This is a genomic window from Candidatus Defluviibacterium haderslevense (assembly GCA_016712225.1).
GTDB classification, from domain to species: domain Bacteria; phylum Bacteroidota; class Bacteroidia; order Chitinophagales; family Saprospiraceae; genus Vicinibacter; species Vicinibacter haderslevensis.
The window spans coordinates 3,858,962-3,876,257 of record JADJRL010000003.1; the positions used below are offsets into that span (position 1 = coordinate 3,858,962).

Genomic DNA, 17,296 nt, shown 5'->3' on the forward strand with positions numbered 1-17,296 from the left:
TGGATTCATTGAGTGGATTTATGTCCTTAGCGTAATATTTGAGTCGGGGATAGGGTAAAAATGTCTAAAATTTTAAGAAATGTATGAAAATTTGAATGTTTTTTTGATCATTTGAAATTGGGTTAAAATTTCTTACATAAATTTTTTTTATTAATACTGATAAAAGCTAAATTGTATTTTACTTAAATTCATGTGATAATGTATGATGAAAATATATAATCTGTTCATATTGTAATTTTCAATCATTTTTACCATTTTTTGATTTTTTTTTGGAACATAAGTTGCCTTTATATGCCAAGATGCATTGTGGTATTCATCAGAATATTTTAAGTAATTCTAGTGTATATCATAGTCATTAATACTCCCCAAAGTATTCATACCCCCCCTGATTCTTTGTTGCCAGCAAAGGGTGTAGATGATTTTGGCATAAACGAATTTTTTAAACTAAGCGTTTTATGAAGAAACTAAGTTTTACACAATTAACCAAACACAAAGCTATTCGAGGAGCTCTATCCTTGATTGTTTTTTCCTTTGCACTTGTGCTCGGAAAACTCCAGGCACAATGTCCTGCGAATTTCTCTACACCTATCCCTACAATTGCTTGTCAGGGTCAGGTGAGTACCTATTTTATTACGAATTATGATAACACCGCTATTACGGGTTATAATTATTCGATTGTTCCATTAACAGGAACAGCTAATTACAATTTAGTAGGTGCAAACTTAACTATTACTTATTCTACACCGGGAGATGTAAGTTTTAATTTGGTATTGATTCCAGTATCTGCTGCAATCCCGTGTGCCACACAAACTTTTAATGTGCGCGTAGGGGCCCTTTTTGCACCACAAGCTAATTGTAATGATACCATCAATGTATCATTAGACGAACTATGTGTGGCAAGAGTTACGCCAGATATGGTTCTAGAGGGAAATACCTATAATTATTTGGATTATGATGTAGTCATCAGAGACCAAATAACTAAGGTTACCATTCCAGGTAGTCCTTTAGTGTCAAGAGCTTATCTTGGTAAGTTTCTTGAAGTTTCTGCAATTCACAGATGTTCAGGAAATTCTTGTTGGGGTGTACTTCGTATAGAGGACAAATTGAAACCTATATTGAATTGTAAGACTTATATTGTAGATTGTGGAACGCCTACAACCCCAGAAGTACTTGGATTTCCTAAACCAGTTGGAGCTCCAAATCCAACTCCAGTTGTTGGTCAACCAAGGACTTATACTAGTAATTCATCTTTTTATGATAATTGTGGACCAACCACATTTAAATACAATGATAGAAAAATTCAAGTTGTTTGTCCTCCTGCAGTAACGTATATTGATACGATTTTCCGGGATTGGACAGCTAATGATTCATATGGTAATCAGATCACATGTTCTGATACTATATTGGTTCGAGCTGGTACAACTCTAGGTTTAATCTGTCCACCTAATTGGGATGATATATCTCATTTTGCAATACCATGTGATACCACTATTGAGAGAGATGCGAATGGTTACCCACATCCAAACGTAACGGGTTATCCTACTGGAATAGGTTGTAGGAATATTAATTATACTTATACAGATCTTAGATTGAATGTATGTCAAGGTAGTTATAAAATTCTTAGAGAATGGTTAATTGCTGACTGGTGTACAGGAACGACTGCGACATGTACCCAAATATTAAAAATTTTGGATAAGAGAGGTCCATTGTTAGTATGTGCCTCCAGACAAACAGTTTCTACTGCTATAAATTCATGTGAAGGATGGGCTGATATCAAAGTGCCTACTATATTGGCAGGAGAATGTTCTAGTGTGACATGGGATGTCTTAGTAAAGAGAGGAGTAGAAGATACTACAGTAAGACCCACTTCTATTGCTGCTGTTCGCGATGGAATAACATTAAATGCGGATGGATCGTATCATGTTGCAAATTTACCGGTTGGTCTTTCTTGGGTTTTGTTTATTGGAACAGATGCTTGTGGAAATTCAACAGAATGTTCAACAGAGATATTTGTTGCTGAAAAAACCAAACCTACTCCAGTATGTCATTTTGAAACTGTAGTAACGCTTTCTGATGAAGGAATAGCTAAAGTATTTGCTTCATCCTTTGATGATGGATCACATGATAATTGTGCATTAGATTCATTCAAAGTTAGACGTATGAATCCAACTTCAAACTGTTTTGGTCCTGAAGGAAATTCAGTGTTTGGAAATTTTGTGAAATTCTGTTGTACAGATATTCCGAACAACCCAATAGTTGTAATTCTACAAGTTAGAGATAAAGCTGGAAATACAAATGAATGTATGGTACAAGTTACGGTACAAGATAAAAAGCCACCAGTAATTACTTGTCTTCCAAATATAACAGTAAGTTGTGGATTTGATTATTCAAACTTAAATGTATTTGGAACATACAGACGTAATCAATCTGATCGGAAACAAATTTTATTGAACGATATCAGGAATACTTTAAACGTGCCTCAACCTTATTTATGGGGATTGGATGGTTTAGTTATAGAAGATTGTACCCTAACTGTTGATTCATCAATATCTAATACTGTAAATGCATGTGGAGTAGGAAATATATCCAGAGTATATACCTTTAGAGATGAATTTAATCCTACCCAAACATGTGTCCAAAATATTTCTGTAATAAACTTTACTCCTTACAAAGGGTTGTCAATAGTCTGGCCTGGTGATGTCATTATTGAAGGTTGTTTAACATCTTCTGATACGGCTCGAACTGGTGCACCTAGATGGCCATCTAATGTTCCTTGTTCAAACATCCTTTCAACTTTTGAAGATCAAACCTTTAATATAGTAGAAGGAGTTTGTTATAAAATATTGCGTAAATGGACCGTAGTTGACTGGTGTAACTTTAACATTAATACAGGTGCTGGACGTTGGACATATACTCAGATTATTAAAGTTAAAAATTCTGTTGCACCAACGATCACAAGTTCATGTAGTAATCAGGTATTCGATAGCCAATCACCTGAATGTAATGGATTTGCTGCTTTAGTTGCAACTGCTACAGATGATTGTACCCATCCAGAAGATTTGGTTTGGTCTTATAAAATTGATTTATTTAATAATAATTCGATAGATATTAACGGCTTCACAAATAATGCTACTGGAACTTATCCTGGTGGAACACATAAAATTACCTGGACTGTAGCAGATCAATGTGGAAATGAAACATCTTGTACATATACCTTCAAGATCAGAGATGCAAAACAGCCAACGCCATATTGTAGAACTGGTATTATTACAGTAATAATGCCATCAAGTGGATCGGTGACTGTTTGGGCAAGTGATTTAAACCTTGACAGTAAGGATAATTGTACACCAAGTAATCAATTGAGATATTCATTCTCTTCAAATGTTTTTAACACATCACAAACTTATGTATGCTCCCAGATTACTGATGGTATTTCTAAAACGTTCGATGTTAGAATATACGTTACTGACTTAGAAGGAAATCAAGATTACTGTGATACAAAAATAACAATACAAGATGGATTGGGAAATGCATGTCCTGATAATATTACTGGAGGTGGAACTTCTAGTTTAGTTGCAGGTACATTATCAACATCAAACAATGCTAATCTTGAACAAGCTATGGTTTCAATTAATGGAAATATGCCATCAATGCCGAAATATCACATGACTCAAAAAGATGGTAAATATGCATTTCCTGCTATTCCTTTAAGTGAAAACTATACGATAAACGCTGAGAAGAATGATGATCCTTTAAATGGTGTTTCTACGCAAGACATAGTATTAATACAAAAGCATATTTTAGGAATATCTACCTTGAATTCAGCTTACAAAATTATAGCTGCAGATGTAAACGACTCTAAAACAATAACAGCTAAGGATATTTCGGATTTAAGAAAGCTGATCTTAGGAGTAACCAATGAATTGCCATTAAAAAAATCATGGAGATTTATTAATGCTTCTCAACAATTTCAAGATCAAAAATCTCCTTGGCCTTTACAAGAGGTTGTGCAAATAGATAAATTGAGTTCTGATATGTTAGAGAACAATTTTATAGCTGTGAAAGTGGGTGATGTAAATGGTAATGCTAAAGCTAATCAATTAACAGTTAGTACTTCAAGAACTAATGCAGATATGTTTATTGACCTAAAAGATCTGTCTTTTGTTGAAGGACAATTAATAGAAGTTCCATTCAGTGATTTAGAAGCAAATACTATTTCTGGTTTGCAAATGGAAATTGTTTTTGACCCAGAGGTATTGCATTTTGTTGAAATAAAATCAGGACAACTTAATATCCATGAACAGAATGTTAATTATACTTATGTTTCTCAAGGTAAAATTAGATTGAGTTGGGATTATGCCACAGGAGTGTTGTGTAATAAACCATTATTTAGTCTTGTATTCAATGGACTTAAGAAAGGAATAGTAAGTGAGCATTTAGCTTTAGGAACAGATAGTTACAAATCTGAAGCATATGATATAGAAGGAAATGAGATGAATATTAGGGCATCTTATGGTGGGAATGCAACGAATTCAAATAATGGATTCTATTTATATCAAAATGAGCCAAATCCTTTTAGTTCCGTTACAAAAATTTCATTCCAATTACCTGAAGACGCTGTAGCTAATCTTAGAGTTTACGATGTGAATGGAAAGATCTTGAAGGAATTATCGAAACAATACAAAGCTGGTTTGAATAATATTGAAATCAGTAAGAAAGAATTACAAGCTAGTGGCATACTTTATTATCGCTTAGAAACCAATAATCATAGGGCCATTCGCAAAATGATATTAATTGAGTAGAGATTGGGATCTAATACTGAGTTGAAATATTTCGACTCAGTATTGGATCCATTTGATATCCCCTTATATAAATCTACCCCCCGTAGTTAAAATTATCCATTGTGATTACTCAAAAGAACCGTTTGAGGATCTCAGAAATTGTCAATTTAAAAACTCAAGAAATGAACATAATTATTACAAATATTAAATTATTCAAGATGAGCAATTTATTACAAAAAAAGCAACTTACTCGATCTCAAAATAGCATAAATGTGCTATCAAGTATCAAGTTACTTGCTTTAGTTTTACTTTTTCTACCACTTCATGGAAGTTTAAATGCACAGTGTTTTACTGTGACTAAATCTTTACTTGGTGTGGCGCCTGCAACCAGTAATATTCCTGGTAATATTGATGTCACTTACCGTATCATGGTTGTGAACAGCAATTGTGCTATTGCAACAGGTGTAAATGTATCAGAAGATTTAGCCTCAGTTGCTAATCTAGGTACAGCATTTGTTTCTGTTGTTGGATTTCCAGTGATTGCATATGTTTCGCCGACTGCAAATGGTGGAATTGTCAACACAGGATACACAGGTACGGCCGTTGATCCTAATTTACTAACGGCAATTGGGGGTGCAGTACTTTTTCAAAACGATACTGTGATTTACCATTTAACAGTGCAGGTTAATCCTAGAGCTGCTGGAGCACCAGGTGTGCTAAACAACACAGCAATTGTAACTAATATACTACCTGTGGCTACACCTCCTTCTAATTCAAATGCTGTTGCATTACCTGATTGTTGGAGTAATTGTCAGTTGGCTTGTAACAACCAAGTTCAAGTATCAGTTAACAGTTTTTGTGAAGCTGAAATTCTTTCTGCAATGATATTGGAAGGAGAGTCTTCTGTTTGTGCTAATCTTGGATTCTTTCAAGTTACGTTGTATTATAACAATGTATTAGTTACTATGCCTTTGAACAAAAGTTTTATAGGTAAAAAATTAAAAGTTAACGTTCGTAATATTGTTTGTAATAATTCATGTTGGGGTAATATCTTATTAGAAGATAAAACGCCACCAGTTTTAAATTGTAAGGTTAGGGATACTTTTAGTTGTGCTACCAATTTAAATCCTGTTTCATTTGGATTTCCTGTTAATCCAGCATTTATTAATCTTTCAGTTTATCCATATGTAGTTACAGGATTAGATGCTTGTGGTAGTGTAACATTAACCTTCAAGGATAGTATAGTTAAGTATGATTGTTCCAACAGCGTTTTAAGTGCTACCGTATACAGAAAATGGTGCGCTAAAGATCCTGGTGGATACGAAACGTGTTGTATTGATACCATAGATCTTCAAAGAGGAACTATTGCTGATATAGTTTTACCTAGACATTATGATGGACAGCCAGGAAATTTACCTGCACTTCAATGCAATGGCAGTTGGACTAAATTTCCAAATGGAAATCCGGATACAACAGCAACAGGTACTGGTAAGCCTAGTGGTATACTTTGTGGTAATATTCAATATGATTTTAGTGATGATACATTAAGAGTTTGTCCTGGTACATTTAAATTATTACGTAGATGGTTGATTATCGATTGGTGTGACCCAAATAATCGTCTGAATTTTATACAATTAATTAAAGTGGTTGATGATAGAGCTCCGGCTTTCATTCCGCCTGCTACAATTACAATTAGTACAGAAACGCACAGTTGTGCGGGATCATATATTGTCCCTGTTCCGGAAAACTTATTGCCAAATACTGTAAATAATGTTAATACACCCTATGTTTTGGAGAATTGCTCCGGATGGACATATACAGTAAGACATTTAGCTGCAACAGATCCAAATAATTGCAATCCTGCATTTGGTGCAGGGGATACCCACAATGTAACCAAATTAGCAGATGGTCGATATCGAGTTGATAATATGCCATTGGGTTGTAACTGGATTTATTACAGAGTTTGTGACGGTTGTGGAAATTGTACGGAAGGTTCATTTGACATTAAAGTAGAAGATAAAACACCTCCTAATGCTGTTTGTCAACAAAAGACTGTTGTAGCATTAACAACTAACGGTGGAAGTGGATCAGTTAGAGCTACTGTTCCTGCATCAACTTTTGATCAAGGAAGTTTTGATAATTGTGCTATGGGAAGATTTAGAGCAAGACGTATGAATCCAAGTTCTTGTGGTAGTACAAATTTTGCTGATAGTGTTTCTTTCTGTTGTGAAGATGTCTTGGCTAGTCCAATTCGAATCGTATTACAAGTTATTGATAAGGCAAATAATTCAAGCGAGTGTATGGTAGATGTAATTGTTCAAGATAAATTACCACCACATATTTCATGCCCAAGAGATACTGTTGTAAATTGTGAAACAGATATAAGTAATTTAAATGTTTTTGGAAATGCTACTGCAACAGACAACTGTTCAGTTGTGATCTCTACAAGAGTAGAAAATAATTTGACTGCATGTAATGTAGGAACAATCAAAAGATGGTTTATTGCTACAGATCCAGGAGGTCGAAAAGACTCATGTTTCCAAGTCATTACAGTTCGTGATATTAGACCATTTAAAGGTGCAGATATAACTTGGCCAGCAGATATCACCCTTGTAGGATGTAACAATTCTACTTCAACAAGTATAACTGGTAAGCCGGTTTTTGCAAACCAAGATCATTGTAATCAAATTATAGCTAATTCAACAGATTTGACTTTTAATTATGTTGAAGGAGTTTGTTTTAAAATATTAAGAAAGTGGACTGTTATAGATTGGTGCACATATGATGTGCGAAATCCAGTCGAAGGAGTTGGATTATGGTATCATACACAAGTGATTAAAATAAACAATACCCAAGCGCCAACTTTTACAAGTTCATGTGCAGATCGTGATTCATGTATAAGAGAAAATTGTAATGTACAAATTCGATTTACTGCATCAGCAACTGATGATTGTACTATGCAGGATGAATTGATATGGACGTATCAATTAGATCGAGATAATAATGGAACGATAGATCAAACCGGTTCTAGCAGATCATTTTTACCAAATACAAATTTAACAGCTGGAACTCATAGAATAACATTTACAGTAAGCGATCAATGTGGAAATAAATCTACCTGTACTTATTTGCAAACCGTTCATGATTGTAAATTACCTACGCCATATTGTTTAACAGGAATTGTAACGGTTATCATGCCAAATAATGGACAAGTAACTATTTGGGCTAAAGATTTTAACCTTGCAAGTACAGATAATTGCACTCCAAATGAATTATTGAGATATTCATTTACTTCAAATATAGCAGATAGCTTCAAGGTTATTCGTTGTGCTGATTTGGATAATGGCCGGGTTGATACATTTGATGTTGATATGTATGTATTTGATAAGGAAAATAATTTTGATTTGTGTCATACGAAACTAATTGTTCAAGATAATCAGAATGCTTGTCCGGACAATTTATCAAGTGGTATGGTGTCAGGTTTAATCTATGTCTCAAATAATAATATTGCAGATTTAGTACCTGTACAATGCCAAAACCTTGTGAACAGTGAAATGCGAGAAAGCGTGACTACCAATAATGGAACTTATGCTTTTGAAAATTTGACAATGCAAACTGATTATGTCATCAAACCTTTATTAAATACAGATCATTTAAAAGGTGTTTCAACAAAAGATATTGTAAAAATTCAAAAACATATCTTAGGAATTGAGTCTTTAACAGATCCATATAAATTAATAGCGGCTGATGTAAATATTTCAAAATCTATTACCGCTAAAGATATTTCTGATATTAGAAAATTAATTTTAGGCGTAACTCCAACTTTTCAAAATAGCCCATCATGGACATTTGTAGATGCTGGATTTAAATTTGATCCTTCTAACCCATTTGATTTTCCGAATTTTATTAAAATAAATCAAATGTCTAAACCAATGCTTGAAAATAATTTTGTAGCGGTAAAGATTGGTGATGTGACAGGAGAGGCTAATACAGGTTCATTGAATCATGCTGGTCAGCGTACAAACGAAATTTGTGGATTTGAAATGGAATTATCTCCAGTTCAATTAGATCAAGAAATAAGAATTCCATTTTATACTTCTACTTCTTGGAATGAAGTTGAAGGGATGCAACTTGAATTAGGTTTTGATGCGAATGTATTATCATTTGAAAGAATTGAATCTAGTCAAATTGTTATGGATCAATCGAATTACAAAGCTAATAATGGAAGTATCAGAATGTCATGGAGCACAAATGTAGAAACCAATATAGTACATACTGAGCCTTTATTCTATTTGGTGTTTACTGGTAAAATAAATGGTGAGTTAAATCCAAATGTAATTCAGTTACATGCACAAAACATGGCTCCTGAATTCTATACTAACAGTACCGATGCTAACATTACATTATTGCTTAGAAATAAAAAAGCAAGCAGTGCTACTTATGAATTATATCAAAATATTCCAAATCCTTTCAGTGGTAAAACAACGATTTATTATCGATTGCCAGCCGATGAATCAGTTAAATTAAGCATTTTTGATTTGTCTGGTAAGCTCATTGAATCGAATTATTTGACTGGAAAGAAAGGAGTTAATTCTGCAGAGGTTAATATTAATCCATCTCAATCGGGTGTATTGTATTATCAATTAGATACAAAGGAATTTATTGCTACACGTAAAATGGTAGTTATACGATAAACGGTTCTTGGATAATTGGGCATAACCGGAAACTCTTGAGTTTCCGGTTTAATCCCTTACTAAACCGATTTTAAACTAAATTAATTAGCATCAAGAAAATAGAATTAACATGAGACAATTAATACAAATTAAAAAATATCTTATGAATAAGATGATTTCAAAAACAAATTCAAACATAATATTAGTGTTGGTTTGTTTATTCATGGGCAATGTAATGTCCGCCCAAACTTTAGTTGCACGTTTTGGCACTGACACCAGTGTTTGTAGAAGTGCTACAAGTGTTATCTATGATGTCACAACACCAGGAGCTAATCCATGGACCTTTACTGTATTAGGAGGTGGAACTATTGCTTCTTCTACAACAACTTCTGTTACAGTTAATTGGGGTAGTTCCGCAGGAATATTTTTTATTCGTGCATTAGATATCCTAACGAACACTTCATTAATAAGACAAGTTGTTATCGAAGGTGACCTATCATTAGCTTGTGATGATTTGGTAAACGTATCACTGGATGGCAATTGTCAGGCGTTAATTACTCCATCTACTATGATAGAAGGTAATGAATATCCTGATGATTCTTATGATGTTATAGTATACAATGTAGATGGTTCCGTTGTGCCAAATGATATTGTTAATTATTCACATCTTGGAAAAAAATTACGTGTTTATGTAAAGCATTTATGTTCTGGTATTGCTTGTTGGGGATATATTAATATCGAAGATAAATATATTCCTTCATTATTATGTAGTACCATACCTGATACTGTAAGATGTGATGAAGATGCATCTCCATTGAATCCAAGAATTGGATTTCCTGTGCCTATTACTGCAACAGTTGTCGCTATCCCTGGGAAAGAAAATTGTTATTCTGTAACTGGCTTTGACTTATGTTGTGCAGTTGAATTATGTTATACTGATGTGTATACTAAATTTGGATGTAACCAGCCTGTTTATGCATCAACTGTAAGATATTGGACTGCTAAAGATTGTAAAGGGAATGCAACAAATTGCAATGAAACAATCATTGTACAACAAGGAAGTTTGGATAGCGTAAGATGCCCATTAAGTTATGATGGAATCCAAAATCCATATTTAAAATGTGATTCCATTGAACCTGCTTCAGGACCATATCCTGCTGGATGGAATGCTTTAGATAATGGTAATCCATCACCTTATGATTACTACAATTCAAATGGTGTTTTAATTTGGAAGGGTACTGGATTCCCAACAAATGTGAATTGCGATCATTTAGCTGTGACTTATAGAGATTTAAAAATTCCAGTTTGTGGAAGTTCATTTAAAATATTTAGAAATTGGAAAATTTTTGATTGGTGTTCTGGTAGATATATTGAATGCAACCAGTTAATAAAAGTAGAGGATACTAAAGCTCCTGTTATTTCATGTTCTGAAAACTATATTGTTTTCCCAATGGATTATTATTCATGTAGTGGTACCGCTGTTGTAAATGGTCCTACTAATATTTTTGATTGTTCTAGTACAACGCTTGCTGTATCCTATAAGAAGGCTGGACCTGATGGTACACCTGAAGATGGTGATTTTAGAACAGAAGGGGTGACTTATCTAGCAAATGGCAAAGTAAGAATTTCAGGATTGCCAGCGGATACATCTTGGGTAAGATATACAGTAACAGATGCTTGTGGTAATTCAACAAAATGTACAGTTGAAGTTATTATAGAAGATAATTTGGATCCAGTTGCTGTTTGTGATGAACACACAGTTGTAACTCTTGGTGATAGCGGAACTGCGAAAGTTTTTGCGAATTCATTTAATGAAGGAAGTTTTGATAATTGTGCTTTAGATTCTATAATAGTTAGAAGAGTGTCTGATAACTGTAATGTTTTGGGTAGTACAAGTTTTGGAAATTCAGTAACATTCTGTTGTGAAGATGTTAATCTAAGTCCTATCATGGTCGTTCTTAGAGTTATAGATAAATCAGGTAATTATAATGAGTGTATGGTGTCTGTTACTGTTCAAGATAAAATTGCACCAAAAATTACTTGTCCATCTAATAAAACAGTTGGTTGTACCACTGATATTTATGATTTGACAATTATGGGCAGAGCTACAGCTACAGATAACTGTTCTAATGTAACCATTAATTACAAAGATGATTCTACTGGATTTAGATGCAAAACAGGAATCATCACCAGACATTGGAGAGCGCAAGATGCAGGTGGACGATTTGATCTTTGTGACCAAATTATAACTATAATTGACCCAAATCCGTTGACATTAAATCAGATTACATTTCCAAATGAAATTACTATAAATGGATGTATTTTGGCTGATGCTAATCCGGATATTACGGGTAAACCAACCTGGCCAGCAAAACCATGTGCAAACATTATTGCAGGATACGATGATGAGAAATTCTTTAGTGTTGAAGGATTTTGTATAAAGATAATCCGTCACTGGAGAGTTATAGATTGGTGTCTTTATGATGTGAATTCAAATAATTCAAATGGTGTGTGGACCAAAGATCAATTAATAAAAGTTGAAAATAAGGTTAAACCGACATTAACAACTGCTACAACTACACGAAAAGATTTGTGTGCAGATGATAATACATGTAGTGCTTATGTAAGTCTATTTGGGGAGGCAACTGATGATTGTACTGATTCGACTTTATTAAAATGGACATTTGCGATTGATTTTGATAATAATAATTCAATTGATGTTAATGGTACTGGTAAAGTAGCATCAGGAACTTATAGAACGGGTACTCATAGAGTTCGTTGGTCCGTGACGGATGCTTGTGGTAACACAGCTACCGGAGACCAAATATTCCAAATCAGAGATTGTAAAGTACCTAGTCCGGTATGTAGAACTGGATTAATCACTGTTGTTATGGCAACGAATGGTATGGTTACAGTTAAAGCTAAGGATTTTGATGAAAATACAAATCCAAATAGTGCAAGTTCAGATAATTGTACTCCTAGATCAAAACTTAGATTCTCATTTACATCAAATGTAAATGATACAACAAGAACATTTAAGTGTTCAGATATACCTAATGGTGTTTCAAGGGATACCACGATAAGGATGTATGTAACAGATGAAGAAGGATTGCAAGATTTTTGTATAACTAAGCTAACACTTCAAGACAATTCAGGAAATATTTGTCCTAACAAATTAAGTGGAGGAATGGTATCTGGATTGGTTTATGCACCTACTAATGCGCCTTTGAAAAATGCTACAATTGATTTAATAAAGACTACAAGTAAACTAGGGGATTTGAATACACCGGACGAAGGAAATTATTCATTTATTGATCTTGCAGAAGGGGAGGCTTATGACTTGGTGCCAGCAAAAAATGATGATGCTTTAAATGGTATTACAACAGCAGATATCGTTGTTATTCAAAAACATATACTTGGATTAAGTAAGTTTAATACTCCGCTTAAATATATAGCTGCAGATGTGAATAATTCAAAATCAATAACCGCTGCAGATATTGTAGAATTGCGAAAATTAATATTAGGTGTTACCAATACATTTAAAAACGAACAAAAATCTTGGAGATTTATTAATAAGAAATTTGAATTTCAAGATAATAATAATCCTTGGATGAATAATGGTTGGGATGAAAAAATTCACATTGATAATTTGCAAGGTGAAATGAAAGAAAATGATTTTATAGCTGTTAAAATTGGTGACTTAAATGCTTCTGCAAAAACAAACTTAGCACTAGCTTCTCAAACCCGTACAGCTGGAAATATTTTCTTCGAATTGGAAAATAAAGACCTAGAAGCTGCTTCAGAAATTGCCATTCCGGTATATGGTAAATGGAATAATACCATTGTTGGATTTCAAATGAGTTGGACTTTTAATCAAAATCAAGTAGAGTTTATTAAAATTACTTCTGGAGCAATGACCATGAATGAATCCAATCTTGGATTGACAGATGTTCAAAAAGGAATGATACATATGAGTTGGAATTCAAATCAAGGAGTTACAACTAGTTCAGCACCTTTATTTTATATCGTTGTGAAATCTAAAATGGGAGCAGTGAATGCTAGCGAAGTATTTAATTTGTCTTCAGAATTTTTAGCTACTGAAGCTTATACTCAAGAATTGGATGTATTGAATATACAATTGCGAGAAAGAACCTCACATCAAAGTTTGGCTAAGTTTGAATTATATCAAAATACACCAAATCCATTCTCTGAGAAAACAAACATTGCGTTTCAATCTCCTGCTTCTGAGCGTGTTTTCTTGAAAATTCATGACATATCAGGAAAATTATTGTTGATCAAGCAAATTGATGCCCATTCAGGTTTGAATGTCATCGCATTAGATAAAAATGATTTTGCTAGTGGAAATGGTGTATTCTATTATACTTTAGAAACATCTTCATTAGTAAGTACCAAGAAGATGATCCTATCAAAATAATCATTGTTAATTAATCGGTTTAGCTAGGAAGTGCTTCATTATGAAGCACTTCCTTTTTTTTTTGTGTAATATTAAAATTTATTTACAATTTTGCTTTCCATTCCAAAAGCTTCATCAAGCATTCAACAGGAGACATGGTTTGTATGTCGATGTGTTTAAGTTGATCTAAAATCCAATGTTCTTGTTCACTTTGGGATGTGGTGGATTTGATTTCAAATGTTGTCAAGTTGGATTTTATATTTGCCTCAGAAGAACTTTGGGAACGTTGTGCCTCCAATTCAATTAAGATCATTTCTGCTCTTCGAATAATTTCTTCCGGCATGCCTGCCATTTTTGCCACATGAATTCCAAATGAATGCTCACTTCCACCCGGAATTAATTTTCGTAAAAAAATAACTTTCTTATTAATTTCTTGTGTTGCAACATGAAAGTTTTTTATTCTTGGATATAATGTAGATAATTCATTCAATTCATGATAGTGCGTTGCAAAAAGTGTTTTTGCTCTTTTGTTCTGATGTTGATGAATATATTCTGCAATGGACCAGGCAATAGATATTCCATCGTAAGTGCTTGTGCCTCTTCCGATTTCGTCAAGAAGAATCAATGATCTTTCAGATAAGTTATTCAATATTGAGGCTGTTTCATTCATTTCAACCATGAAGGTTGATTCGCCGGATGAAATATTGTCGCTAGCTCCTACACGAGTATATAATCTATCTATTAATCCAATGGAAGCTTTTGATACAGGAACAAAAGAACCTATTTGAGTCATGAGACAAATCACCGCAGTTTGTCTGAGGATGGCTGATTTCCCTGACATATTTGGACCGGTAATCATCAGTATCTGTTGTGTGTCTTGATCTAGATATAAATCATTGGGAATATAAAATTCTCCTTCGGGCAACTGTCGTTCGATAACAGGATGGCGCCCTTCAATAATTTCTATACTAAAACCATCATGAATTTCAGGCTTGTTGTAATTGTATTTTGTAGCAGTAATTGAGAAACTTAATAAACAATCCAAACTTGCAATGACATGTGCATTTTGTTGTAATGGAAGCATGTATTCTTGAAGGTCATTAACTAATTGGTTGAATAATTCTTCTTCTATGGTGAGGATTCGTTCTTCGGCTCCAAGTATTTTTGATTCTAATTTCTTTAATTCATCAGTCACATATCGTTCGCCAGTGGACATGGTTTGTTTGCGAACCCAGTGATCAGGAATTAATCCTTGATTTTTATATTTATTGGTGACCTCAAGGAAGTAACCAAATACTGAATTATATCCTATTTTTAAGTTCGTAATTCCTGTATTGATCACTTCTTGTTTTTGGATATCCAGTAATAAGTCTTTACTGTTTTTTAGGACATATCTTAACTCATCCAATTCTGAGTTCCACCCATCTTTAAAAATTCCACCTTTATTTATAGCATTAGGGGCTTCAGGCAATAATTGGGATTCAATTTTAGCGTATAAATCGGAACACAAATCTAATCTATCAGCCAATCCTTTCAATAAAGGATCGGTTTGGTGGTACAGAGTCGTTTTAATTGGATTGATACGACTTAAAGTATTTTGAATATGAATCAGCTCTCTTGGGTTGATTCTACGTAACGGAATTTTTGAAACCAATCGTTCCAGATCGCCAAATGATTTTAATTTTTCTTTTATTAAATCACTTAGGTCTTGATTTGAATTAATGGTGCTTACGGCATCCAGTCTTTGTTGGATTTTTTTAATATCCAACAAAGGCATAAGTATCCATTTTCTAAGTAATCTAGAACCCATAGCTGTGAACGTCTCATCCAAGACTTGGATTAATGATTTTCCTTCAAGGTGTAAAGGTTCAACCAATTCTAAATTTCTAATGGTAAACCGATCCATCCAAACAAAATCTTCATTGATCAGTCTACTAATTTGCGATAGATGTTTTGGATTGTGATTTTCAGTGGATTCGAGATAATGTAAAATGGCGCCAGCAGCAATTTGTCCAAATATTTGATTTTCAATTCCGAATCCTTTTAAATTGCTAACCTGAAAATGGTGTAGTAATTTTTTTGTAGTATATTCAGATGTAAATATCCAATCTTCCAAAGCATAGGCATAATATTGTTCTGAAAACAATTGATCAAATATCAATTTTTTGGACCGTGAATAAAGTATCTCTGATGGCTGAAAATTTTGGAGCAGTTTATTTATATACTCTTGTTGGCCTTCTGCAAGATAGAATTCCCCTGTTGAAATATCTACAAATGAAACACCTATATGATTCATGTCGCCAACAAAAACGGCTCCAAGAAAATTATTCCTTTTTTGGTCTAATAATTTATTGTCGAGGGTAACTCCTGGAGTTATTACATCTGTAATGCCTCTTTTTACAATTTTTTTACCTTTACTTGGTTTCTCAAGTTGCTCACAAATGGCAACTCGATATCCAGCTTTAACTAATTTAGGTAAATAGGCATCTAAAGCATGGAAAGGAAAACCTGCTAGTTCAATGGTTGAGCCACCATTATTTCGTTTTGTAAGCACTATTCCTAATACTTCGGAAGTGGTAATAGCATCACTCCCAAATGTTTCATAAAAATCACCCACTCTATATAGTAAAATAGCGTCGGGGTGTTTGGCCTTTAATGAATTGTATTGTTCCATTAAGGGCGTAACTGTAGTAGTCTCAAATAATAAATGTTGTTCAGACACAAGCTGGTTTTGCCACAAAGATATTAGCAGCTTCGTCGTATGAGTATATTTTATATTTGTTTTTTTAATTTTTGATTGGTACAAAACAAAGCTTTTAGTACATTTGAGTTCTAAATGATTACACAATGAATGTTAGTTCTGTATTTAAGTCATTGAGTTCGCAAGAGTTGCAACTTATTATAGATGCCTTTCCAGCCATAGCTGTACTGATTTCAGGTGCTGATGGAACAATTGATCTAACCGAAAAAGAATGGGCTGAAAAAATTGTCAAAATAAGAGCCTATGCGCATCATTTTGATCTAAAACCATTGTTTCAGCAGTTGGAACAGGATTTTAGAATGAAACTGGATGCACTTATTGCTTCTTTACCTAAAGAAACTGAAGCCCGGAACAAGGTTTTAAGCGGGGAATTAAGTAAATTAAATTACATACTTCCAAAGTTACCCATTTCAGTAGCATCTCAGTTATATAATAGTTACATATCTTATGCTGAACAAATAGCAAAATCATCAGGTGGATTCATGCGCATGATGTCAGTAAGTCAAGAGGAGAGTATTTGGATTGGCTTGCCTATGTTGGATCCGATTTTTTATGATGATAATGAAGAAGAGTAGTTGACCAATAGTTCAATTATATGAACTTGGCCTTTGATTTAAATTTGCTTACAATTTTGTTTTTATATTAATTCATTCGAATTGGCTTAATT

5 protein-coding genes are annotated in these 17,296 nt (G+C 33.7%); 4 read left to right on the forward strand and 1 reads right to left on the reverse strand.

Going from position 1 to position 17,296, the window contains the following annotated elements; genetic code table 11:
• Positions 1-455 precede the first annotated feature (455 nt).
• From IPK88_15155 to IPK88_15165, 3 genes are all read left to right on the forward strand, one after another.
• On the forward strand, positions 456-4,802 hold the full coding sequence (locus IPK88_15155; protein MBK8244760.1) for a T9SS type A sorting domain-containing protein: 4,347 nt from the start codon (positions 456-458) through the stop codon (positions 4,800-4,802).
• 197 nt (positions 4,803-4,999) lie between these two features.
• The gene (locus tag IPK88_15160; protein MBK8244761.1) at positions 5,000-9,475 is read left to right on the forward strand and encodes a T9SS type A sorting domain-containing protein; all 4,476 of its coding nucleotides are present in this window, start codon (positions 5,000-5,002) and stop codon (positions 9,473-9,475) included.
• A 142-nt stretch (positions 9,476-9,617) separates the two neighbouring features.
• Positions 9,618-13,889, forward strand: a complete 4,272-nt coding sequence (locus IPK88_15165; GenBank protein MBK8244762.1) for a T9SS type A sorting domain-containing protein — start codon at positions 9,618-9,620, stop codon at positions 13,887-13,889.
• Between the two features lie 82 nt (positions 13,890-13,971).
• Here the strand turns inward: IPK88_15165 and mutS are convergent, their stop codons facing one another.
• Positions 13,972-16,542 carry a DNA mismatch repair protein MutS gene (mutS, locus tag IPK88_15170; GenBank protein ID MBK8244763.1) on the reverse strand — a complete coding sequence of 857 codons (2,571 nt, stop codon included), beginning with the start codon at positions 16,540-16,542 and terminating at the stop codon, positions 13,972-13,974.
• A 173-nt stretch (positions 16,543-16,715) separates the two neighbouring features.
• Between mutS and IPK88_15175 the strand changes: the two genes are divergently transcribed.
• Positions 16,716-17,204, forward strand: coding sequence for a hypothetical protein (locus IPK88_15175; GenBank protein ID MBK8244764.1), 489 nt, complete (start codon positions 16,716-16,718; stop codon positions 17,202-17,204).
• Positions 17,205-17,296 lie beyond the last annotated feature (92 nt).

Coding starts and splice junctions, on each gene's coding strand:
- IPK88_15155 (MBK8244760.1), top strand. CDS start 456: ATGAAGAAACTAAGTTTTACACAATTAACCAAACACAAAGCTATTCGA.
- IPK88_15160 (MBK8244761.1), top strand. CDS start 5,000: ATGAGCAATTTATTACAAAAAAAGCAACTTACTCGATCTCAAAATAGC.
- IPK88_15165 (MBK8244762.1), top strand. CDS start 9,618: ATGAATAAGATGATTTCAAAAACAAATTCAAACATAATATTAGTGTTG.
- mutS (MBK8244763.1), bottom strand. CDS start 16,542: ATGGAACAATACAATTCATTAAAGGCCAAACACCCCGACGCTATTTTA.
- IPK88_15175 (MBK8244764.1), top strand. CDS start 16,716: ATGAATGTTAGTTCTGTATTTAAGTCATTGAGTTCGCAAGAGTTGCAA.